Consider the following 22,594-nt stretch of genomic DNA (forward strand, 5'->3'; position numbering starts at 1 on the left):
CTTGCCAGCCGTGCCCTTGCTACTCCACCTCGCAGGCCGCCAGAAGAGCACATCCCACGGCTGCGCGAAGCCTCCCCTCGCCCCACACAGGCGTAACGACGCGCTCCACATGGCAGTGCGTCAGGAAAGAGCCGCGTCAGGAAAGGGACCCGCCGGTCTCCCCGGTGAGCTCGCGCAGCCGGCGCAGCACCGCTCGGTGTTCCGGGCGGTGCAGGGGCGAGGCGGACAGCAGCTGCGTCAGCACCTCGCCGAGCGGTCCGGCACGACGCGGCGGCGCGGGAGCCGGCGGGTAGCCGCTGCCCGCCCCCTCGGCGAACGGCTCTCTGCCCTCGACGGCGAAGTACAGGGTCGTACCGAGAGCGAACAAGTCGGACGCCGGTGTGGCCGAACCCCCGTACAGCTGCTCCGGGGCGAGATAGCCGGGCGTGCCGATCACCCGCTGCGGCCGGGTGTGGGACTGGGCGCCCGCCATACGGTGGGCGATCCCGTAGTCGGTGAGGACCACGCGCGCGTGCGGGTGCCCCGAACCGTCCGGTGCCAGAAGCACGTTGGACGGTTTCACATCCCGGTGCACGATCCCGAGGTGATGCCCGGCGGCGAGCGCCCTGAGCACGGCGAGGCCGATCCGCGCCGTCTCACGGACCGGCAGCGGCCCCTCTCCCGCCCGCAGCCGCTCCTCGACCACCGCCTCCAGTGTCGTTGCGCCGCGGACGAACTCCATCACGATCCACGGGAATCCGTCCTCCTCGACGACGTCATGGACCGTCACCACATGCGGCGCCTCGCGCAGCGCGGCGAGGCTCCACGCCTCGCTGAGCGCCCGGGCGGTCCGTACCTCCGGACTCTCCTCCCCCGGCGCGACCTCCGTCCGTACGACGACCTCCTTCACCGCGACCTCCCGGCGCAGCCGCAGGTCGTACGCCAGCCAGACGCGTCCCATGCCACCGGTGCCGACCGGCTTGATCAGCCCGTACCGCTCGGCGAGGACCCGTGTCCAGGGGCCGCATGCCTGGCCGTCGGGCGCCGACGGGCGCGGGGGCGCCACGTTGGTGTCCCCGTGCTCCTGCTCGATCTCGTCCATCTGCGCTGCCCCGGATGCCTGGCATGTCGTCGGTACGGCGTCAGTACATCGTCAATGTGCCATCGGTACTGCCTGGTCGGTGCGGTCAGTACGCGGGTTTCAGCGCCCCCGCGGGAAGCTTCGTGCCGTCCTCCTGGATCACCGTGCACATCACCCAGCGGAACCCGGCGTCCCACTCGTCTTCGTTGGACGACCAGCCGTCCATCTCATGGCCCTTGCCACGGGCCCAGTTGACGCCGTACCTCTCCTCGCAGAGGTCTTGCTCGTCGGCGCTTTCAATGGAGTCGTTGCCCGAGGACCACGTCCAGCCGACGGCCTGTTCGTGGTGCGGCTCATCGCAGCTGACCAGGTAGAAGGTCCAGATGTCGTCCTCCTCCTCGGTGTTGAAGCAGTCGCCCGGGCCCATCTGCGTCACGTACACCTCCTCGCCCTGCGTGCGGTACTCGCCCAGCGGGCCTCCGAGGGTGGCCTTCTTCAGGAAGACCAGACAGGCCGTGTCCGGTGGTTGGCTCTGCCCGGCGGCCGGCGGCAGTACGTGCAGGACGGGGTCGGGCATGGTCTTGCGCAGCTTCTCCGTGCGCTCGGCGCACTCGGTCCGCGCGGACGAGGCGCTGGAGCTCGGGGTCGCACCGGACGCCGGTTGCGTGCCGGACGCGACGGTCGTGATCACCTGGCCCTCGGGGTCGCCATCGACGCAGTCGACGAGCTCCAGCTCGGGCTGCCCCTTGAACTCGCCCTCCTCCCAGTCGGCTTCCACACACTGCCCGGGCATCAGCCCGTCCTTCAGGCCCACCCGGGTGCCGTACGGGAAGGGACTGCGGGTGGTGGTCGGCGTCGGGGTAGGGGTGGGGGACGCGCTTGCCTTCGGCTGTTGCCTGGCATCCGGGCGCTGTCGCTGTCCGTCGTCGCTGTACACGGCGGCACCCACGCCGAAGCCGCCGGCCGCCACGAGCACGCAGACGAGGGCCAGCAGGGCCGGGAGCCGCCATCCCTGGGTACGGGGCGGGACCTCTCCTCCGGGGCGGGTGGGGGTGATGTCCCGGTCACCGTCGCCGTCGCCGCTCCCGCCCGCGTTCCCATCACCGGAACGGGAGGCTGCCTCAGAGCCGACGGCCTCGGACTCCTCAGGCTCGGCGGGCGCCTCGGGCTCGGCGGCCTCCTCAGAAGCGGCGACAGCCACCGGCGCAGCCTTGCCCTCCCCGGCCGCCGCGGCCTCCGCCAGAAGGTCCGCCGCCTCCGCAGCCTGCGTACGGTCCAGCGGGTTCTTCGCCAGCAGCCCCATGATCACCCGGCTGAGCCGCTCGCCCGCCCGCTGTGGCGGGGAGGGCTCGGTCTCGAGCAACCCCATCAGGGCCGCCTCGGGAGTGTCCCGGTCGAAGGGGCCGGCACCCTCGACGGCGAAGTAGAGGGTGACTCCCAGGGAGAAGAGGTCGGAGGCGGGAGTCGCCTCGCCGCCGTGCACCCGCTCCGGGGCCATATAGCCCGGGGTGCCGATCACCACACCGCTGCGGGTCAGCCGGGTCTCGCGCGGCCGGAGCGAGATGCCGTAGTCCGTGAGCAGGACACGACGGTCGGCGATCCCGGAGTGGTCGGGAGCGAGCAGGATGTTGGAGGGCTTCACATCGCGGTGGATGATGCCGAGCCGGTGCCCGGCGGAGAGTCCGTCGAGGGCCGCCGCCCCGATCCGGGCCACCTCGTCAGGGGGCAGCGGGCCGCGCTCCCGTACGGCGGCACTCAGGTCCATGGTGCCCGGCAGGTACTCCATCACGATCCACGGCAGGCCCTCGTGCTCGACCACGTCGTACACCGTGATCACATTCGGATGCTCGCGCAGCTGGGCCGCTTTCAGCGCCTCCTTGCGCCCGCGGGACGCACGGTCGCCGGAGGCCTCGTCCGGCAGCAGCGGGAGCTCGATCTCCTTGACCGCCACCTGGGCCTTGAGTTCCTGGTCCTCGGCGCGCCAGACGCTCCCCATCCCGCCGGAACCCAGCCGATGCCGCAACCGGTAACGCCCGGCGATGACCCGTTCCTGCTCCCCTGCCACGAACCGCTCCCCTCACAGTGCGTGTGATCAGCCGACGTACACACGACGTGCTCAACCGATCGCCAGGGGTTCATGGTTACGCGAGGCTTCCGGGACCCCTCCCGGTCACGCCCGTCCCGGCCCTTCACGCCATGGCCGCGGCGCGCGGGGACCGACCCGCGTACGCGGCCCTCAGCACCTCCAGCGCCCCGCCCATCGTGACCGTGCGCGGATTGGGGTACGCCTCGGCGGCGGTCTGTCCGGCTGCCACCGTCAAGTCGTCGTCGGTCAGGCCTAGTTGGGCGAGGGAGCGGGGTGCGCGGAGGCGTCCGGCCAGCTCCCAGAGGGCGTGCGGGGCGTTGTCCGTGTCGAGGGCGCGGCTGAGGGCGCTGATCGCTTCGGGGACGGCGGGTGCGTTGTAGGCGAGGGCGTGCGGGAGCACGACCGTGTGCGTCTCGGCGTGCGGCAGGCCGAAGGTGCCGCCCAGCACATGGCACAGCTTGTGGTGCAGGCCCATGGTGGTCGCGCCCAGGCAGGAGCCGCAGAGCCAGGCCCCGTAGAGGGCGCGGCTTCGTGGCCCGACGGCCTCCGGGTCGGCCGCCACCCGTGGGAGCGCGGACGTCATCGCGCGGACGCCCTCCTCGGCCATCAGCGCGACGAGGGGCGAGGTGTCGGGGGCGTACAGCGCCTCGGCCGCGTGTGCGAGGGCGTTGAAACCGCTGGTCACGGAGAGGGCCGGGGGCAGGCTCAGGGTGAGCTCGGGGTCGTAGACGACGCTGCGGGGCAGGACGGCGGGGTCGCGTCCGGTGCGCTTGACGCCGTGCTCGGTGACGCCCCAGACGGACGTCATCTCGGAGCCGGCGTAGGTGGAGGGCACGGCGATCAGCGGCAGGCCCATGCGCAGGGCGATCGCCTTGCCGAGGCCGATCGCGCTGCCGCCACCGACCGCGACACAGCCGTCGGCGCCCGCCGCGTGCGCCACTTCGACGGCCCGGTCGGCGATCTCGACGGGGACGTGCATACGGGCCTCGGAGTGCAGCCCCGCGCACAGGGAACCCAGCGAGTTCGCGACCGCACGTGCGGCGTGTGCGCCCTGCCTGCCGCACACCACCAGCAGCCGCCGCAGACCGAGTCGTCCGGCCTCGTCGGCCGGTGCGGTCGTCGCGGCACCGGGCCGGAACACGACCCGTATCGGCCGGCTCTCGAACGAGAAGTCCGGGACGTTCATGGCGTTCGTGCTGTTCATGGCGTTCATGGCTTCGTGGCGTTCATGAGGGGCGCTCCGGGGTGAGCGGGGCGAGTACGAGGAAGCTGCTCTTCCCTGCGAATACCGCGTCCTGGTGCGGATAATCGCTGTCGACCGCGAAGATGTGCGTGGTGAGAGGGGCGGGTAGCGGTTCTGCGGCGGGCAACAGGCGTGACAACCGGTTACCCCACCGCTAGCCTCCAGTTCGGGAACCGGTTGCCACAAGTGTTGCCGCAGTTCCCGAGGGACTGAGCTGAGCGGTCGAAGGGGCGGGGATGACGAGAAAGAGCCACGGGGACATCGGGAACCGGAGCACGATCCGGGACGTGGCGGCCCGGGCGGGGGTGTCCGCCTCGACCGTGTCGCGCGTCCTGGCCGGCGACTACCCGGTGAGCACGGCGACGCGTACGCGCGTGATGCGGGCGGTCCGGGAGCTGGACTATGTCGCCGACGCCCGGGCCAAGGCGATCGCGGGCGTCGGCACGCCCACCCTCGCCTTCGTGCTGGACGACATCACCGGCCCGTCGTTCGCGCACATGGCGCACGGTGTGGAGCGCGAGGCGACCCGGCTCGGTCATCTGTGTCTGGTGTGCAGCACGGACGGCGACACCGAGCACGAACTGGAGTTCATCGAGACGATGCGGGCCCAGCGTGCCGCCGCCGTGATCCTGGTCGGCGGCACCGCGGACACCGCCGAGTACCGCGCGCGGATGTCGCGTATCGCGGACTCCCTGGCCTCGGCGGGGTCACGGCTCGTGCTGTGCGGCAGGCCACCGCTGGATCCCGGCACTCCGGTGACGGTGATCGAGTACGACAACGAGAGCGGGGCGTACGCGCTGTGCGCCCACCTCCTCGCCCAGGGCCACCGGCGCATCCTGTTCCTCGGGGGCAAGCCGGCGAACACCACGGCCCAGGGCCGCGAGCGCGGCTATCTGGCCGCGCACCGCGCCCGCGGCGAGGAACCGGACTCTCAGCTGCGCCTCGCCGGGGACTTCACTCGTGACTCGGGCCACCGCCGCATCCGCCAGGCGCTGTCCCAGGGGCTGGAGTTCACGGCGGTGATGGCCGCCACCGACATGGTCGCGGCGGGCGCGCTCACCGCCCTGCACGAGGCGGGCCTGACCGTCCCGGACGACGTCTCCCTCGTCGGCTACGACGACATCCCGTTCGCCCGCGACCTGCATCCGCCGCTGACCACGGTCCACGTCCCCTATGAGGAACTCGGCCGCCTCGCCGTCCGTACGGCCCTCGGCAGGACCCCGGACGCCCCGAACGAGCACCTCCTGCTGGGAACGCATGTGGTGGTGCGGGATTCGGTGGCGGCGGTGCCGGGGCAGTTGGTCCCGGACGCAAGCGCCAGGGTTTCCTCGCAAGCTCCTGCTGGAGGGTTGACGTGACAACGAACAACACCGGTCCGATCCGCCTCACCGACGGTGCGCACACGGCATTGCGCCCGGCGACCGCGGCCCGGATCACCGGCGGTTTCTGGGCAGCCAGACGGCGCACGAACGCCGAGGTGAGCATCCCGCAGGGCCCGTCGAAGCTGGAGGAGGCGGGCAACCTCGCCAATCTGCGGACGGCAGCCGACGGCAAGGGTGGTTTCACCGGTGACTTCCAGTTCCAGGACTCGGACGTGCACAAGTGGCTGGAGGCGGCGTCCTGGCAGCTGACCGACAGCCCGGAGGACACCCAACTTGCCGCGCATATCGATGAGTTGACCGACCTCCTGGCTGCCGCCCAGGACGCGGACGGCTATCTGCAGACGTACTACCAGGTCGCCCATCCCGAGCTGCGCTGGCAGGAGCTGGGCTGGGGCCACGAGTTGTACTGCGCGGGCCATCTCTTCCAGGCGGCTGTGGCCCATCACCGGGCGACCGGCCGGCATGAACTCCTGGATGTGGCCGAGCGGTTCGCGGCCCATATCGACGCGACGTTCGGCAAGGAGAAGGCGATCGACGGAGTGTGCGGGCACCCCGAGATCGAGACGGCGCTGGTCGAGCTGTACCGCGAGACCGGCGAGCGCCGCTGGCTGGACCTCGCCGCCTACTTCGTCGACCGGCGCGGCCACGGCGTGCTGAGCGCGGGCGTCGATCGCGGCCACGACCGCGACATGGGCCAGGCCTACTGGCAGGACCACGTTCCGGTGCGTGAGGCGGACACGGTCGCGGGTCATGCCGTACGGCAGCTGTATCTGCTCGCGGGGGCGACCGACCTGGTGGCGGAGACCGGCGATCCGGAGCTGCGGGCCGCGCTGGAGCGTATGTGGGACGCCATGGTGGCGACGAAGACGTATGTCACCGGCGGGGTCGGTTCTCGGCACGAGGGCGAGGCCTTCGGCGACCCGTTCGAGCTGCCGCCGGACCGGGCGTACGCCGAGACCTGCGCGGCGATCTCGTCCGTCCAGTGGTCGTGGCGGATGGCCCTGCTGACGGGCGAGGCGAAGTACTCCGACCTCGTCGAGCGCACCCTCTTCAACGGCTTTCTCTCCGGCGTCGGCCTCGACGGCGACAGCTGGCTGTACGTCAACCCGCTCCAGGTCCGCGAGGAGTACGCCGACCGCGGCGGCGACCAGACGGCCCGCCGCACCCCGTGGTTCCGCTGCGCCTGCTGCCCGCCGAACGTGATGCGGCTGCTCGCCTCGCTCCCCCACTATGTGGCGAGCGGCGACGCGGAGGGTATACAGCTGCACCAGTACGCGACGGGGGTGTACACCGCCGGGGAGGGCGTCGTCCGGGTGGAGACCGCGTATCCGTGGGACGGCCGGATCACCGCGACCGTCGAGGAGGCTCCGGCGGACCGTGACTGGTCGCTGTCGCTGCGGATCCCCTCCTGGTGCACGGAGTTCAAGGCCTCGGTACTCGATGGGAGCGCTCCGACCGAGGCGGGCGACGGCTGGCTGCGGGTGCGCCGCCGCTGGTCCGCGGGCGACACGTTCACCCTCGACCTCGACCTGAGCCCTCGGCTGACCCGGCCCGACCCGCGCGTCGACGCGGTTCGCGGCTGTGTGGCCGTGGAGCGGGGCCCGCTCGTGCACTGTCTGGAGGGCGTCGATCAGCAGCCCGGGGTCCGGCTCGACGACGTGACACTGCCGTACGGCTCCGAGCTGGCGGTCTCTCAGGAGCCGGAGCTCCTTGGCGGGGTCGCCGTCGTCATGGCCGGCGGACGTCGCCGGAGCGACGGAAGCGGCGTACGGCTGACAGCGGTGCCGTACTACGCCTGGGCAAACCGGGAAGAGGGCGCAATGCGGGTGTGGATTCCCGAGGAGTGACCTCGTCGGCCGGTTCGGCGTCCCACAGGGCGAGCTCGCGGTCGCGCGGACCGTGCACCACCGGCGGCCCGTCAGCGCCGAAAACGCGCACCGGATGCGAGGCGTCCCAGGCGGGCCAGCCGGGGTCGCCCTCGGCGGCGAACCGCACCCACGCGGAGTGCATCGCGTCGGCCAGCTCCTGCGGGGCCCCCTCGCCCGCGAGCTTGGCCGATTCCGGGACGTCCCCGGTGTCGAAGACGAAGCCGAGTTCCAGGGCGTGGCAGGCACCGAGATCGGGGAGGTTCGAGGGCCAGGCGAACTCGTACACGTACGAGGAGCCTGGGCGGGCGTCGGCCAGTCGGTGCAGGGGGATGCGCAGCAGGTGGTCGGTGACCATCTGGCCGAGGAGCTCGGCGGGGCGGGCGTCCGGGTGGAGGGCGCGATAGCCGCGCGGGACCTCGGAGCCGCAGTGGCAGCGGGCCATGGCACCGGCGAGGGCGACCGGGCCGAGCCGGTCGACACGCTCCATGAGCCCGCCCGGCACCAGCCACAGCCGGTACTCGTCCCGGGTCCAGCCCATGAGCAGTTCGACGCCCGGCACGGCACCCCCTTCAACCAGGGCCTCCATAGGGTCCTGCGGTACGAGGTCGCCGTCGACGACGATGCCGAAGGAGGGCCCGCCGAGGACCGGGCTGCTCAGCCGCCCCACCTCGGCCTGGGTGCGCAGCAGCAGCTCGCGGTCGACGGCGGCGAAGGCCTCGGCCGTCGCCGAGATCTTCAGCCGGGCCGCCATCCGGCGCACCATGCGCCGTACTTTGTCGCGGTCGAAGGCTTCGGGCGGCGCGCTCTGCAGGACGGCCCGTCTGAAGAGGCCTTGCGCCTGCGGGGCGGTGAGCAGGGCTCCGGTGCTGATCGCCCCGGCCGACTGGCCGAAGACGGTCACCCGGTCCGGGTCGCCGCCGAACTCGGCGATCGCTTCGCGCACCCACTCCAGGGCGGCCAGCTGGTCGCGCAGGCCAGGGTTGGGCGGGGCGTCCGGGAAGAGGCCGTAGCCCTCCACGCCCAGCCGGTAGTTGATCGAGACCATGACGACGCCGTCGCGGGCGAAGGCGCGTCCGTCGTAGACGGGCACGGCCGAGGAGCCGCGGGTCAGTGCGCCGCCGTGGATCCACACCATCACCGGCAGCCGGGCCCCGCGGCCCGGCTCCGGCGTCCACACATTGAGGTTGAGGCAGTCGTCACCCGGCACGACCGGGTCGGACAGCAGCCGGGCGAAGGCCTCGGAGTACGGGGGCTTCGGCGGTGTCGGCCCGAACGCGCCCGCGTCGCGCACGCCCTCCCAGGGCGTGGGCGGCACGGGCGGCCGGAACCGGCGGGGGCCGAAGGGCGGCGCGGCGTACGGGATGCCGCGGAAGACGGCGATCCCCTCCTCGTACCTGCCGCGCACGTCCCCGTACGGGGTTCTCACCAATGGCGTCGTCCGGTCTGCCGTCATCCGAGCACCAGCTCCTCGCACGCTCGTGAACCGTCGTTCACTTCAGAGCACCACACCTCCTCCGGATATTCCGGCGTGCGTCGCTGGTGGGCGGCTATTTGGCGTACATCAGGGTGCCGAAGCCGAGCTGGTCGTAGCCGCCGCTGGTGGAGCCGTAGTCGCCGCCTCCTCCCTCGGGGCGGACGCTCTCCGCCATGCGTGTGATGTACGGAACGGACAGTCCCCGTCGCCGTGCGTAGTGGTAGTGGATGAGGTCCCACACGGGCCTGACCTGGCCGCGGCTCGCGGAGGAGATCACGGTGTGTGACTGCTGGGCGCAGTTCTGCCCGGTCCCCCAGGTGTACGTCGTGAAGGGGACGTTCTCGCCGAGGTTGTACTTCGCGACGTACTGGGCGGCCTTCATGAACCTGTTGCTGTCGTAGCCGTACAGGTCCTCGCCCTGGTTCCAGGCCATCTCGCAGAAGGCGCCCATCTGGCCCATGCCCATCATGGTGTGCCCCTGGTCGCGGCCCGACTCCTGCCACTGGCCGAGGTTGTCCGGATGCAGGAACGGCACGGCGTTCCGGATGGAGCCGTTGCCGGCACCGTTCTTGAAGTAGCTCACGGCCTGGTCGTACTTGGCGCCGTCGTCGCACAGGATCCCGATCGCGAGGATCGAGTTCATGTTGCACAGATCCCAGTTCGCCCAGTAGTTCGTGATGCAGGCGTCGTTGTGGTTGTTCAGGAACTGGTTGTTGAGCGGGTAGAAGACGTTGAGCATCATCCTCTTGAACCGCTCGAGGTCGAACCCGCTGTAGCCGCGCATGAGTTCGGCGGCGTTCGCGAACTGGTAGCCGTAGATCCCGGCGGCCAGGAAGCGGTCCGCGTTGCCCGTGAGCGTGGTGAGCGTGGACGACCAGGCGTTGAGGATCCGGACGGCGCACTCGGCGTTGTCCCGGGTGCCCCCGACCTGCCAGCGCAGCGCGTTCTGGTAGGCCGCGTGGATGTCGTTGTAGAGGATCCCGTAGTTCTGGCCGTCGCCGCCGCGGATGATCGTGGCCTGCGGGTTGGGCTGCCAGGTGCTCGCGGAGTGGCCGTTGGCGGTCAGGCGCTGCCAGCCGGACAGCCACGGCTGGGCGCCGTCGTTCACCCGTACTTTGGCGCGGTTGAGTTCACCGTAGGCGTGCAGCATGCCCGGGTGGGTGAAGGTCGCCGGCGCCGCCTCGGCCGAGCCCGTGAGGGCGGTGGCCGAGGCGCCGACGGCGAGGGCGGCGGTGAGACCGCCGGCGGTCTTCAGCAGACCGCGGCGGCTCAACTCCGGCTGGTGGAGGTGCTGGTGGGGGGAAGTGCGGCTCATGTGGTGCATCTCCAATCCCGTGGGGGATCTACATGGGGGTGATGCTCACCTCGCTGAATCGCGCGGTGCTGCGGGCCAGTGGGTTGCGGGAGCAGACCACGAGGCCCACGTAGTAGGGGGCGTCACCGAAGCCGGGGATCTCGCCTGTGGCGAGAGTCGTCCAGGTGGCGCCGTCATCGGTGGAGACGGCCGCGGTGAAGGCGGTCCCAGCACGCTTCAGCCGCAGCAGACAGGGGCCGGTGACCGTGCCGTTGCCCGTGAACGCCGACCGTCCGGCCACGGTCGTACGGAGCATCAGCTGGGCGGCGGTGACGCCCGTGACGATCGCTCCGGCCGCCTGGTCGAACGGTGACAGCGACTTGGCCATCAGCAGCCCGACCCGGTCGCCGCTCGCGCCTTCGCGGGACACGAGCCGGGCGGTGATCTCGCTGTCGCCTGTGATCGGGCGACGTGCGAACTGCCCTGTCATTCCTTGGTTGTTGACGGTCAGGTCGGTCCCGGCACCGCGGACGACGAGGGTCCCGTCCTCGTACGCCGTGCTGCCGGGGGTTCGCACAGCCACCACGCCGAACGTCCCGAACTCCCGGTCGTCGAGGACCACGTCACCGAGGTCGCCGTACGTCCAGGGGGCAGGCGGCGGCGTGCCGACCGTGAGCTTGACCGAGCCGGTTCCGTCACCTGCGGCGTTGCCCGCGGTGGTGGTGACGGTGAACTCGCCGGTCTCGGTGGGTGTTCCGGAGATCCAGCCCGTGCGCTTGTCCACGCGCAGTCCGTCGGGCAGGCCGAGCGCGGTGAACCGTACGGGCTCGTGCGAGGCCCGCAGCAGATGCCGGAAGGCGACGCCCTTGTTCGCGAACGCGGTGGTCGCGGAGGTGAGTTCCGGCACCGAGGGGCTCGGCATCTTCGCGGTGGCGTGCTCGGACAGCGGCCCGCGTCCACCGCTGTTGGTCTTGGCGACGGCGTAGTGGTACGTCGTGCCGGGCTGACCGGTGGCGTCCGCGTACCGGATGCGGGTGCCGAAGCCGACCGGGCCGACGTCGGTCGCGACGGTCACATAGGGGCCGTCGGCGTCGGTCGCCCGCAGCACCTTGTACCGGGCGGAGAGGTCGGGGTCGGTCCAGGCCAGTTCCACCGCATCGGCGCCCGCGGTCGCCCGCAGGTCGCCGGCGGCGCGGGTGGGGCGCGGCACGGACCAGACCTCACCGGACATGGAGGTCACGGTGACGTTGTCGAAGGCACCGGTGCCGGTCTCGGCGTACTCCTCGTCGACGCCGAGGCAGGAGGTGAGGACGAGTCCCGCGTACGCCGTCGACCCCAACTCGACTTCGGTGGAGCCGACTTCGGTCCAGCGGATGCCGTCCGGGGAGATGGCTCCGGTGCACCGGCGGCCCTTGCGGGTGACGCGCACCCAGTACGGCATACGCATCCGGTACCCGTCGCCCGCGCCCTCGACGTACGGGGCCTCGAGCGGGGTCGCCGACTCGGGCAGGGTGCCGAGGTTCGAGATCGGGAATGACGCGCTGGTGGTGATGGCCTGCTGCTGGGTGGGCGGCACGGGGGTGCTGCCGGTGGCGGAGATCGGTGCCCCGGCCTTCGGGCGTACGGTCCACACGCCGCTCCAGGTGTGCAGCGGCAGCCCCTGGATGAGCATCGAGGCGTGCGGGGCGTCGCCCTCCGAGGGGGAGCTGCGCAGAGTGACGCCGATCTTGGAGTACTGCGAGCTGAGCGGGTACACGATCCGCGCGGTGATCGTGCCGTCGCCGCGCAGCGGCAGGTGCGCGACCCGGTACGTGTCGGCGGTGCCGCTCGCCTCCAGGACGAACCGTTCGCCGTCGAAGACGGCGGAGCCGGCGCGCTTCACGGCCCCGACGTCCTGGGTCGACCAGGGCTCGGGAAGGCCGGCGGTGGCCGACGCCCAGCCGGAACTGCCGCTCTTTCCCTGAGAGTTGGCAGCGGTGATCTTGTAGTAGTACGTCCGTCCCGCCCGGGCGTCGCTGTCGGTGTACGCCGGCTTGTCGAGGCCGGAGGCGATGGGTTCATAAGGGCCCTCGGGGCGGGTGGCCCGCTGGACCGTGTACTCGCTCGCCCAGGCGGACGGCAGCCAGCCGACGGTGACGGCCTTGCCCTCCCCCACCGCCGTGACGCCGGCCGGAGCCGTGGGCGCGGTCGGCGCGGGTGCCTTGGTGCCGGCGTAGGCGAAGGTGCCGAAGCTCGGCAGGTCGTCGTTGCTGCCCTCGACGACGCGGGCGCCGCCCGTGCCGCGGAAGACGGCGGACTTGGTGTACGGGGTGTCGAGACCGCGGACGCCGGCGTAGTGGGCGTAGTACATCTCGTAGATCGGGGGGATGTTGCCGCGGACGCGGTCCGAGACGGTCGTCTTGATGTACTTGCCGGTGCGGTCCAGGTCCGGGGTGAAGGGGACGTCGTTGCCCAGGTTGTAGCGGGCGGCGTACTCGGCGTTGGCGAGGATGCGGTTCTCGTCGAAGCCCCACAGGTCGACGCCCTGGTTCCAGGCGACCTGCGCGGCGTCGCCCATCAGGCCGACGGCGAGCTGCTCGTGGCCCTGGTCGCGGCCGGACTCCTGGCCCTGGCCACCGGCGTTGACGATGCGGCCCCGGACGCTGCCGTTGCCCGCGCCCGCCACGGCGAAGCGGAGCGCGTCCTCGAAGAGGGTGGGCTCCTCGCAGAACACGCCGATGGCCAGGATGGTCTGGATGGCCGTCAGGTCCCAGTTGCCGTTGGCGTAGAGCATGTAGCCGGACACGGCCGGATACCAGACGCCGAGGAAGGACTCCTCGCAGCGGGCGATGTCCTCGTCCGCCCATCCGTCGTAGCCGGTGTGGCGCAGGAGTTCGGCGGCGTTGACGAACTTGAACGCCTGGAGTCCGGCGCCGAGCGGGCCATCGGCGCCCGTGACCATGGTGAGCGAGGCCGACCAGGCGTTGAGGATGTCGCGGGCCTTGTCGGCGTGGGCGCGGTTGCCGGTGGCGCACCACATCAGGGCGTTCTGGTAAGCGGCGGCCGAGTCGGCGACGGCCTGGTTCTGGAAGTTGGTGGGGCCGCGGCCCCAGGAGGTGATCTGGCCGGTGTTCTGGATCGGGTACGTCGCCTGCGAGCGGGCGTGGGCGGCGAGGGCGAGGTAGCCGTCGTGGACCGGGGATTCCTTGGCGGCGACGGCGGCCTTCATACGCGATATGTCGTCGGCTGTATGCAGTAGGCCGGGGTGTGTGAACTGTATGCGACGGGTCTGGTGGCCGGCCGCCCGGGCGGTGCCGGGCGCGAGCAGTCCGCTCGCGCCCGCCACCAGCAGCAGGGCCGCCGTGCCGCCGAGGAAGGTCCGGCGGCTCGGAGCAGATGGGATCATGACGCGGCAGCCGCCTCGGCCTCGGCGGTGGTGAGGAACTTCAGGTTCGTCACGTGCTCGTTGACGAACATGGGCACGCCGTCCGAGGCCAGGTACCACCTCGGCTTGCCCGTGCTGTCGGCGATCTCCCTGCCGTTGACGCGGAGGTTCTCGAAGGTGACGTCCTTGATCGCGTGCTCCGCGTCGAGGCCGGCGATGATCGAGAGGTCGGCGTTCTTGCCGTTGTAGCTGAGGTCCTTGATGTAGACGGACTCGATGCCGCTGCCTGCCGAGGTGTTGTACTTCGGGTTGTACTCGACCCGCATGTGGATGAGCTGGCCCCAGCGGAAGTCCTCCACGCGGATGTCGTCGAATCTGACGTCCCGGACGATGTTGCTGTCGCCGACCATGAAGGCGATGGCGCCCTGGTAGGTCACCTGCGGCTCGCGGTGGTCGAGGATGTCGATGTTCTCGTAGCGCAGATTCTCCAGCATCTCGGGGGTGTCGGAGTTGCCGTGCACGCCGATGTTGATCGGGTGGGCGACGTCGGCCCAGAGGGAGCAGTTCTTGACGGTGATGTTGCGGGTGTCGCCGTAGAAGTCCCAGCGGTGGGTGTAGAGGGCGACGCAGTCGTCGGAGGTGCGCAGGAAGCAGCCGTCGATCGTGACGTTCTCGGAGCAGTAGAGCTGGATGCCGTCACCCCAGCCCTGGTGGCTGAAGGCGCGCAGGTTCTTGATGGTGAGGTTGTTGGACTCGGCGACTCTGATGTTCTCGTACCGGGGGTTGAGGATCGTGACGCCGTCGATCGTGACGTTGTCGCACTTGCGGACGAAGACCGCGCCGCCTGTCGTGTCGTAGACCACGCCACGGCCGATCAGCCGGGAGTTCTCCACGTCCTCGAAGATCACGTTGGAGGTGAGGACGGCGCCTGCGGCCAGGTAGACGGTGGTGCCGGTTGGCACCTTCAGGGTTCTGTCGGGGTGGGTGTGCAGACCGGGCCCGAAGTACATGACCTTCTTGTCGCCCTCGGTGGGCACGTCCTGCTCGATCGGGTTCGCGAACAGGTGCAGGCAGTCGAAGATCTTGTCGTCGATCTGGACGACGAGGTTGCGGGGCCGGTCCAGGGTGAAGCGCGCGGTGCTGCCGAGCACCTCGGGCTTGATGCCGTACGAGTCCGGGCGGATGCGGACCTTCTCGCCGCCGCCCGGGTTGTACGTGACCTCGACCTCGACGGTGCCGGAGAAGTCGAAGGCGGCCCAGGAGGAGTTCTGGGCTCTGTTGCTGCCGGTGTTCGCGTCGATCAGTGCGAGCTTGGCGAGGTAGACGCCGAGCTTCTGCCAGGTGCCGCCGAGCGGCCGGACCTTGACGGTGAAGGAGTTGTTGACAGGCACCTTCGGAAGCGTCGGGTGGATGACCACGCTGTCGCCGGTGGTGCCGGTCTCATCCGCCGTGGCGGCCTGTGCGGTTCCCGCGATGCTGCCGGCCAGGCCGGCGGCGGCGATGACACCGGCGGCCTGGAGGGTGGTCCGGCGTGACAGGGGCGTGTTCATGCGTAACTCCTTGCAAAAGGTTCGGTAAGAGGGGCTACTTCAGTCCGGTGGTGGACATTCCGGCGACGAAACCGCGCTGGGCGACGAGGAAGATCAGCAGGATGGGGACGACGTACATCACGGAGCCCGCCGCCAGCAGGTTGTTGACGGGCAGCCCGCCGTCCGTGACATAGGAGGTCATGATGGCGACGGAGAGCGTGGTTTTGTCGCTGGACAGGAGCAGCATCGGGGCGATGAAGTCGCCCCAGGTCCAGGTGAAGGCGATGACGAAGCTCGCGGACAGGACCGGCGTCACCGAGAAGTGCTCCAACTCGGCCTCCTGGACCTTGAAGACCCGCTTTTGGTAGTCTTCCTTCTGCGGCATCAGCGGGCGCAGCGACTTGAGCGTCGGTATCCCCCAGCCGCCCTCCGCGCGCCCCTTGGCCGGCGCCTCGCCGAAGAACCACTCGAAGACCCGCCAGGCGGCGTCCTTTTTGCGTGCCTTCTTCCGCATCCACATGCCGGTGCCGGCCTGACAGGCGCTGAGCCGTGGGCCGCCCTCGAAGACGGGAGCGGGGGCGAGGCGGGACACCTCCGCCACCTTCGGATCTTCGTTGATCATGCCGCCGAGCCAGTAGCCGCTGCCGGACATGGCCATGCGGTTCGCGACGTAGGTGGGACCGTCCCAGGTGTCGGGGTTGGGCTGGATGAGGCTCGGCCCGACCCTGGTCTTGGCGTAGTCCACGTACCAGGTCAGGGCCTTGCGGGCCTCGGAGGTGGTGAAGTCGACCCGGCTGAAGTCCTCGGAGAAGAGGCTGCCTCCGGCGGCGGCCGTCAGGTTCGTCAGGAGGACGGTGAGGTTCACGCCGTTGTAGCTGCCGCCGTACACGGTGGTCTGGCCGTTCTTGCGCCGGACCAGGCGCTTGGCGTTCTCCAGCCACTCCTCGTACGTGATCGGCTCGGCCTCCGAGGGGTAGTCGACGCCCGCCTTGTCGAAGAGCGCGGTGTTGTACCAGAACATCGCGTCCTGGGAGAAGTCCTTGGCCATGCCGTAGCGGGGGCCCTTGCCCTGGGCCGTGCCGTCGAACCGCCACACATCGTTGGCCGGATCCAGGTCGTCCGTCCTGAGGATGGTCGACTTGGCGAAGTACGGGTCCAGGTCCTCGGCCACACCCCGGGCGGCGAAGTACGGCGCGTCCAGGGCGCCGAGGCCGCGGACCAGGTCCGGCGGGTTGCCGTTGGTGAGCATCGCGATCAACCGGGTGATGTCGTTCTTCACCACGGTGATCCCGATGCCGAGTTCCTTCCGGGCCTGCTGGATCAGCTCCGGGGAGACGTCGTCGAGTTCGACCATCATCGTGATGCTCTCGCCGCCGCCGGGCGCCGCCCCCGCCGTCGACAGGGCGCAGCCGCTGAGAGCTGCCGCTCCGGCCGCGGCGCCGCCCGCCGAAAGGGCGAGGAACCGGCGGCGGCTGGGGGGAGCACCAGGGTGTGCGTGCATGTACGCCTCACCTTCTTGCGGGGAGTTGGGCATGCCGACGGGAGCCGACCGGAAGCCGACCGGATTTCGACAACCGGTTGCCATGAGCGGGTGGGCAGAGCTTCTTCCTGTCTGGAAACTGCGTCAAGAGTCTTGACGAACTTTCGAAAAGACTGGGTAACCTCGGCGACATGAGCCAGAAGGCCGGAGGGTCGCTCCGGAGTCTGCGGCGAACCAACCAGGAGCAGCTCCTGGCGTTGCTGATCGATCAAGGTCCCCTGCATCGGGCTGCCCTGGCGCGACTGGCGGGCGTGTCCCGAACCACGGTGTCGACGATCGTCAATGAGCTGCTGGAACGCGGCCTGGTCGCCAAGGCCGAGGGGAAACCGATTGCCGATCTCGATGGACGGGCAGGTGATCTGCTGTCGGTCAATCCGCGCGCGGCGGTCGTGGCCGGGATGAACCACACGTTCGACGGCGTGTGGGTGCATCTCGGCGACCTCAGCGCGCGGGAGGTCGCGAGCGCCGGTACGGCTCTGGACCCCGACACCGGGCCGGCCGAGCGGATCGCGGCCGGTGCGTCGATCCTTCGGCGACTCCTTGACGAGGAGGGTCTGGGCCTCGGACAGGTCCTCGGGGCCGGCGTAGGCGTCCCGGGGCCCATTCACCGCGGCACCGGAGTGGTCGGAGTGTCCCTGCCGGGGCAGCCCTGGTCACACGTGAACGCCGCCGACGAGTTCGAGCGGGCGCTCGGACTCCCGGTCACCGTGGAGAACAACACCCGCCTCGAAGGCGTCGCCGAGGCCCGCTGGGGCGCCGGCCGCTCGGTGGCGAACCTGCTCTACTTCGGCCTCTCGAGCGGCATCGGCTCGGGGCTGATCCTCGACGGACGCCTCTACCGCGGGGCGGTCGGCGCCGCGGGCGAATTGGGTCATGTCTCGGTGAGCGTCAACGGCCCCGCCTGCCGCTGCGGCAACCGCGGCTGCCTCGTACTGCGCGCCGGGATCCCTGCCGTGCTCGCGGCGCTGCGGCCCGTCTTCGGCGACGCCATGACCCTGGACGAGATGCTGGACCGCACGGTCGCCGGAGACCGCGCGGGCGAGCGGGTACTCGCCGACGTGGGCGCCGTGGTCGGCCAGGTCCTGGCCAACCTGTGCAACCTCCTCAACCCCCAACGCATCGTCGTGGGCGGCGAGTTGTCCCGCGTGGGCGAGCTGCTGCTCACCCCGATGCGCACGGCGATCCGCCGCTACGCGCTCGCCCTGGTCCGCGAAGTCGACGTGGTCCAGGCCGAGTTGGGCCGAGACGTGCCACCCGGCTCGGGCCTCGGCGCCCGGATCGGCGCACTCGGCGGCGCAGCCCTGGTCCTGAGCGAGACGCCGGACCTCGCGGCGGCTCTGAACCGGGTGGCGGCCAAGGGGGCGACGGCGTGAAGGGCGGTACGTAAGGAGGCTTGGCGAGGGGCGGTGGGGCAGCCGGGAGTGCCCGGTCGGCCGGAGGGCGCAGATCGGTCAGGAGCTGCGGGGCGGTCGAGGGCCGCAGGCCAGCCGCAAGCTGCGGGGAAGTTCGGGCGCAGAGCCGGCGGCCCCGCCGGATTCCACCCTCACCCGCTCGGGGAAACCGATTACGACGAGTTTTAGGATCCCGTCGCCATCGACAGCTGACAGCGAACCACACCTTGCCCTCCGGCAGTTACCCCGCACCAGCTGCTACACCACCTGCTGAATCGTTCGCGTACAAGCCCGAGAGCATCGAGGGACACCAGCCTCAGCGATCACCACACGCATTGACCGCTCCTTCACGTCAGACTTACGGTAGAAGACGCTTTCAGAAAATGTTTCCCCAGCACCTCAGGAGAGTCATGTCCAGCGCCCAGCCGCCGAGGGCCGTGTTCGCCATGGATCCGGTGCACCTCCCCCTGCTCTTTCCTCCGCCGCTCATGGCGCGGCTCCAGCAGGTCGCCGAGATCGACACCACGCTTGTCGTACAGGACTTCACCGCCCCCGACGCCGCGTCGACGCTGGCCCGGACCGATGTGCTCATCACGGGCTGGGGCTGTCCCCACCTCGATGAGGAGGTGCTCGCCGCGGCGCCGAACCTGCGCACCGTTCTGCACGCCGCGGGCTCGGTCCGCTCGCTGGTCGGTGAGGCGCTGTGGAAGGGCGGGCTCACCGTCTCCAGCGCGGTGACCGGCAACGCGCTGCCGGTCGCGGAGTACACGCTCGCCATGATCCTGCTCGCCGGGAAGGACGCCTTCGCGTACCGCGAGCGCTTCCGGGAGACACACGCCTACCCGTCCACCGCCGAGACCGCGGACACGGGCAATCTCGGCCGCCGGGTGGGGATCATCGGCGCCTCCCGCGTGGGCCGCCGACTGCTGGAGCTCCTGCTGCCCTTCGACCTCGACGTCGCGCTGTACGACCCCTACGTGGATGCCGACGAAGCCGCCTCACTCGGCGTCGAACTCCTGTCACTCGAGGATCTGCTCAGACGCAGCGACATCGTCAGCCTGCACGCCCCCGACATCCCCGAGACCCACCGCATGCTCGACCGCGACAAGCTCGCCCTCATCAAGGACGGCGGCGTGGTGATCAACACCTCCCGCGGAGCCCTGGTCGACCCCGACGCACTGGCCGACGAGCTGGTCGGCGGCCGGCTGAGCGCGGTACTGGACGTCACCGAACCCGAACCGCTGCCCGTCGGATCCCCGCTGTACAAGCTCCCCAACGTCTTCCTCACGCCGCACATCGCCGGCTCCCTCGGCAATGAGCTGGCACGCCTCGGTGGCATCGTCGTCGATGAGCTGGAACGCGTTTCCGCGGGCCTGCCTCTGACCCACGAGGTGCGGCATGCGGATCTGGCCCGTGTCGCCTGAGCCCGGCCCGGAGCACCAGCCGTCCCCTCGGAGAAACAATGGGATACGGTTCCAGCACCGGCCCGGGGCAGGGGCCCCGGCCGTCCGGTGGGCAGTCGCTACGGTGAAGGAGCCGCACGGTGAGTGAGCGCACGGCGTCGGGTGACTCCGGACGGGCCACCATCCGGGATGTGGCGGCACGGGCGGGCGTCTCGGTCGCCAGCGTGTCGCGCGTCCTGTCCGGCAACTATCCGGTGTCGGAAGAGCTGCGCCGCCGGGTGATGAAGGTGGTTCAGGACCTGGACTACGTCACCAACGCCCACGCCCGCTCCCTCGCCGGTGGCGGCACGCCGACGGTGGCCATCCTCATCAACAACATCACCGGTGCCGCCTTCACCCACGTCGCCAAGGGAGTCGAGGGCGCCGCCTCGTTGCGCGGCTGGCTCTCGCTGGTCGGCACGACCGGCGACGATCCGGAACGCGAACTCGCGCTGGTCAACCTCATGCGCCAGCAGGGCGTCACCGCGGTGATCCTGCTCGGCGGCGCGTACGACTACGACGAGTACCAGCTGAGGATGGCCCGGTTCGCCCGTTCCCTGGACGCGGCCGGCTCGCACCTCGTACTGGTGGGCAGGCCTCCGCTGGAGGGCGACGTACCGGCGACGACGGTGGACTACGACAACGAGGGCGGCGCCTATGCCATGGCCAGCCACCTCCTGTCCGCCGGTCACCGCCGTGTCCTGGTACTGCCGGGCCACGCCGAACTCACCACCGCCCAGGGCCGGTTGAACGGCGCCCGGCGGGCCTTCGACGCGTACGGCGTGCCCTTCGATCCGAAGCTGGTGCTGCACGGCCCCTACGACTACGAGCACGGGTACGACGCCGTCGAGGAAAGCCTGCGGCTGGGACTGGACTTCACGGCGGTGCTCGCGGGAACCGACGTGGTCGCCGCGGGCGCCATGCAGGCCCTGCGTGCGGGTGGGCTCAGGGTGCCCGAGGACGTGTCGATCGTCGGCTACGACGACATCCCGCTGGCCTCTCAGCTCACCCCCCAACTGACCACCGTTCACGTGCCGTACGAGGAGATGGGCCGCGTCGCGCTGCGCGCGGTGGCCAACCGGCGGGAGAACGGCGCAGGCCGCCGCAAGGGCGGCGACGGCGACCACGTGGTGCTGGGCACACATGTCGTCGTACGGAACTCCGTCCAGCCTCCCCCAGTGCCTTGAGGGCCTGGTAGGTGCCCCCAGCTCGACAGTTGTAGCAGCCCGAATGATGGCTGTTACGTAAACGTCTTCGAAGATCCTCGAAGACCCCGGGCGGCGTTCCCAGACCGCTACAGGCATCCGCTTCCGCACCGCTGACCTGCACATCCGTATCGGTGTGCAGGTGGCTGACGCCGACGACGGCAGGCAACCTCAGCGACAACCGAACTTAACAATTTGCCGTCGGACTCTTGCGTGAAACAGAGGGAGAGATCTACGTTTCACAGCAACCGTTTTCTACAGCTTCCGCCAGAGGGTTTCCGAGACACGAGCCGACGTCTTCCCCGCTCGCCGTCGCCCCACCGAGCCACCCCTCTTCCGCGATCGTCTACGCCTCGAAGGATGACCGTACGATGAACTTCACCAACCCCCGGAGAAGGTTCGCTCGCGCCGCTGTCGCGGGCGTCGCCCTGACAGGTCTGCTCGCTGCCTGCGGCGGCTCCGGAGACGACGAGCCCGCCAAGTCCTCCGGTCCGGTCACCCTCGACTTCTGGGGCTGGGCCAACGGCCAGGAGGCCGTCGTGAAGGCGTTCAACGCCTCCCACAAGGACGTCCAGCTGAAGTACTCCAAGGTCACCGACCAGCTGACCATGCAGAAGCAGCTGACCAACGCCGTCAAGGCCGGCAACGCTCCCTGCCTGATGCAGAACACCGGCGAGTACGTGACGAGCTGGGTCTCCCAGGGCGCGCTCGCCGACATCACCGAGTACGTCGAGGCCGACAAGGACAAGTTCAACCCCGGCTCGTGGGCCACCGGCCAGGTCCAGGGCAAGGTCTACGGCGTCCCCACCGCTTCGGCGCCCGCCTTCACCATCTACCGCACCGACCTCTTCGAGAAGTACGACCTGGAGCCCCCTGCCACCTGGGACGACTTCATCGCCGCGGGCAAGGAACTGAAGAAGCACAAGATCAAGATCACCAACTACGCCGGTGAGGACCCCAGCACCCTGGAGGTGCTCGCCATGCAGGCCGGAGCGCACTGGTACTCCGTCGAGGGCGACTCCTGGGTGGTGAACTTCCAGGACGAGGGCACCCTGAAGGCCGCCGACGTGATCCAGCAGATCATCGACAACGACCTGAACTCCAAGCTCTCCTTCGCCGACTACGCGGCCGTGCAGCGCAACTACGACAACGGCGGCACCGCGACCCGGCAGATCTCCACCTGGCAGATGTCCGGAATGGTGCAGAACTTCACCAAGTCCTTCGGTGACTGGGCGCTCTCGCCCTGGCCGACCTTCAAGGGCGAGGCGCCCAAGACTCCGGCCGGCACCAACCAGAGCGGCAACCTGACGCTGGTGTCCGAGCAGTGCAAGAACAAGGAGCAGGCCGCCGAGGCGGCACTGTGGATGTCGACCGACGCCGGCGCGGTCAAGACCATGGCGAGCCCGGAGACCGGCAGCGGTGTGATGCCGGCGCTGGCCGACAGCGATGCGTACGTCTCCGAGGCGATCTCCGAGAAGCTGCTCGGCAAGAACTACGAGTCGGCCAAGAAGGTCGTCACGGACAGCCTGGGCACCGTCAACACCGACTGGGCCTTCGGCCCGAACTGGACCGCGATGTTCACGGAGATGCAGGACGAGTGGGCCGCGGTCGTCAGCAAGAAGCAGAAGGTCACCGACCTGCTCGCGCACATGCAGGAGTGGACGGTCAACGACCTTAAGCAGCGCGGCATCAGCGTCAAGGGCTGAGGCACACTTC

General features: G+C 70.1%; 14 protein-coding genes. 6 read left to right on the plus strand and 8 right to left on the minus strand.

Features of this window, described 5'->3' with window-relative positions; all coding sequences use genetic code 11:
* Nucleotides 1-136 precede the first annotated feature (136 nt).
* The 3 genes from ABD357_RS15335 to ABD357_RS15345 form a co-directional block, all read right to left on the minus strand.
* The gene (locus tag ABD357_RS15335; RefSeq protein WP_344390573.1) at nt 137-1,081 is read right to left on the minus strand and encodes a serine/threonine-protein kinase; all 945 of its coding nucleotides are present in this window, start codon (nt 1,079-1,081) and stop codon (nt 137-139) included.
* An 85-nt stretch (nt 1,082-1,166) separates the two neighbouring features.
* Nucleotides 1,167-3,125, minus strand: coding sequence for a serine/threonine-protein kinase (locus tag ABD357_RS15340; RefSeq protein WP_344390574.1), 1,959 nt, complete (start codon nt 3,123-3,125; stop codon nt 1,167-1,169).
* A 124-nt stretch (nt 3,126-3,249) separates the two neighbouring features.
* A complete protein-coding gene (locus ABD357_RS15345; RefSeq protein WP_344390576.1) occupies nt 3,250-4,350 on the minus strand; it encodes a maleylacetate reductase in 1,101 nt (366 codons plus the stop codon).
* Between the two features lie 275 nt (nt 4,351-4,625).
* Between ABD357_RS15345 and ABD357_RS15350 the strand changes: the two genes are divergently transcribed.
* The gene (locus ABD357_RS15350; RefSeq protein ID WP_344390578.1) at nt 4,626-5,747 is read left to right on the plus strand and encodes a LacI family DNA-binding transcriptional regulator; all 1,122 of its coding nucleotides are present in this window, start codon (nt 4,626-4,628) and stop codon (nt 5,745-5,747) included.
* Nucleotides 5,744-7,618 carry a glycoside hydrolase family 127 protein gene (locus tag ABD357_RS15355; protein ID WP_344390579.1) on the plus strand — a complete coding sequence of 625 codons (1,875 nt, stop codon included), beginning with the start codon at nt 5,744-5,746 and terminating at the stop codon, nt 7,616-7,618. Before ABD357_RS15350 ends, ABD357_RS15355 begins: the two co-directional genes overlap by 4 nt.
* Here the strand turns inward: ABD357_RS15355 and ABD357_RS15360 are convergent.
* The 5 genes from ABD357_RS15360 to ABD357_RS15380 form a co-directional block, all read right to left on the minus strand.
* Nucleotides 7,500-9,092: a carboxylesterase/lipase family protein gene (locus tag ABD357_RS15360; protein WP_344390580.1), complete on the minus strand. Its 1,593-nt coding sequence runs from the start codon at nt 9,090-9,092 to the stop codon at nt 7,500-7,502. The genes ABD357_RS15355 and ABD357_RS15360 overlap by 119 nt on opposite strands.
* Nucleotides 9,093-9,186: 94 nt before the next feature.
* Nucleotides 9,187-10,428, minus strand: a complete 1,242-nt coding sequence (locus ABD357_RS15365) for an alginate lyase family protein (RefSeq protein ID WP_344390582.1) — start codon at nt 10,426-10,428, stop codon at nt 9,187-9,189.
* A 28-nt stretch (nt 10,429-10,456) separates the two neighbouring features.
* Entirely contained in the window at nt 10,457-13,792 is a 3,336-nt protein-coding gene (locus tag ABD357_RS15370; RefSeq protein ID WP_344390583.1) for an alginate lyase family protein, read from the minus strand.
* Complete coding sequence (locus ABD357_RS15375; RefSeq protein ID WP_344390585.1) at nt 13,789-15,321, minus strand: glycosyl hydrolase family 28 protein; 1,533 nt, start codon at nt 15,319-15,321, stop codon at nt 13,789-13,791. The genes ABD357_RS15370 and ABD357_RS15375 overlap by 4 nt, the downstream gene beginning before the upstream one ends.
* A 34-nt stretch (nt 15,322-15,355) precedes the next feature.
* Nucleotides 15,356-16,801, minus strand: a complete 1,446-nt coding sequence (locus ABD357_RS15380; RefSeq protein ID WP_344390587.1) for an extracellular solute-binding protein — start codon at nt 16,799-16,801, stop codon at nt 15,356-15,358.
* 170 nt (nt 16,802-16,971) lie between these two features.
* On the opposite strand from ABD357_RS15380, the gene ABD357_RS15385 reads away from it, so the two are divergent.
* From ABD357_RS15385 to ABD357_RS15400, 4 genes are all read left to right on the plus strand, one after another.
* Nucleotides 16,972-18,213: an ROK family protein gene (locus ABD357_RS15385; RefSeq protein ID WP_344390589.1), complete on the plus strand. Its 1,242-nt coding sequence runs from the start codon at nt 16,972-16,974 to the stop codon at nt 18,211-18,213.
* A gap of 428 nt (nt 18,214-18,641) precedes the next feature.
* Nucleotides 18,642-19,655 (plus strand): hydroxyacid dehydrogenase, encoded by a 1,014-nt coding sequence (locus tag ABD357_RS15390; protein WP_344390590.1) that lies wholly within the window; start codon nt 18,642-18,644, stop codon nt 19,653-19,655.
* 119 nt (nt 19,656-19,774) lie between these two features.
* The gene (locus tag ABD357_RS15395; RefSeq protein ID WP_344390591.1) at nt 19,775-20,860 is read left to right on the plus strand and encodes a LacI family DNA-binding transcriptional regulator; all 1,086 of its coding nucleotides are present in this window, start codon (nt 19,775-19,777) and stop codon (nt 20,858-20,860) included.
* A 389-nt stretch (nt 20,861-21,249) separates the two neighbouring features.
* A complete protein-coding gene (locus ABD357_RS15400) occupies nt 21,250-22,584 on the plus strand; it encodes an ABC transporter substrate-binding protein (protein WP_344390592.1) in 1,335 nt (444 codons plus the stop codon).
* The last annotated feature ends 10 nt before the right edge of the window (nt 22,585-22,594 follow it).

It is taken from the genome of Streptomyces vastus (genome assembly GCF_039532825.1).
In the GTDB taxonomy this organism is placed as follows: domain Bacteria; phylum Actinomycetota; class Actinomycetes; order Streptomycetales; family Streptomycetaceae; genus Streptomyces; species Streptomyces vastus.

What these genes read in the sequence shown, in the direction of transcription:
- ABD357_RS15365 (WP_344390582.1), bottom strand. Translation starts at nt 10,428, where the DNA reads ATGAGCCGCACTTCCCCCCACCAGCACCTCCACCAGCCGGAGTTGAGC.
- ABD357_RS15350 (WP_344390578.1), top strand. Translation starts at nt 4,626, where the DNA reads ATGACGAGAAAGAGCCACGGGGACATCGGGAACCGGAGCACGATCCGG.
- ABD357_RS15385 (WP_344390589.1), top strand. Translation starts at nt 16,972, where the DNA reads ATGAGCCAGAAGGCCGGAGGGTCGCTCCGGAGTCTGCGGCGAACCAAC.
- ABD357_RS15370 (WP_344390583.1), bottom strand. Translation starts at nt 13,792, where the DNA reads ATGATCCCATCTGCTCCGAGCCGCCGGACCTTCCTCGGCGGCACGGCG.
- ABD357_RS15400 (WP_344390592.1), top strand. Translation starts at nt 21,250, where the DNA reads ATGAACTTCACCAACCCCCGGAGAAGGTTCGCTCGCGCCGCTGTCGCG.
- ABD357_RS15335 (WP_344390573.1), bottom strand. Translation starts at nt 1,081, where the DNA reads ATGGACGAGATCGAGCAGGAGCACGGGGACACCAACGTGGCGCCCCCG.
- ABD357_RS15360 (WP_344390580.1), bottom strand. Translation starts at nt 9,092, where the DNA reads ATGACGGCAGACCGGACGACGCCATTGGTGAGAACCCCGTACGGGGAC.
- ABD357_RS15390 (WP_344390590.1), top strand. Translation starts at nt 18,642, where the DNA reads ATGTCCAGCGCCCAGCCGCCGAGGGCCGTGTTCGCCATGGATCCGGTG.
- ABD357_RS15375 (WP_344390585.1), bottom strand. Translation starts at nt 15,321, where the DNA reads ATGAACACGCCCCTGTCACGCCGGACCACCCTCCAGGCCGCCGGTGTC.
- ABD357_RS15380 (WP_344390587.1), bottom strand. Translation starts at nt 16,801, where the DNA reads ATGCACGCACACCCTGGTGCTCCCCCCAGCCGCCGCCGGTTCCTCGCC.
- ABD357_RS15345 (WP_344390576.1), bottom strand. Translation starts at nt 4,350, where the DNA reads ATGAACAGCACGAACGCCATGAACGTCCCGGACTTCTCGTTCGAGAGC.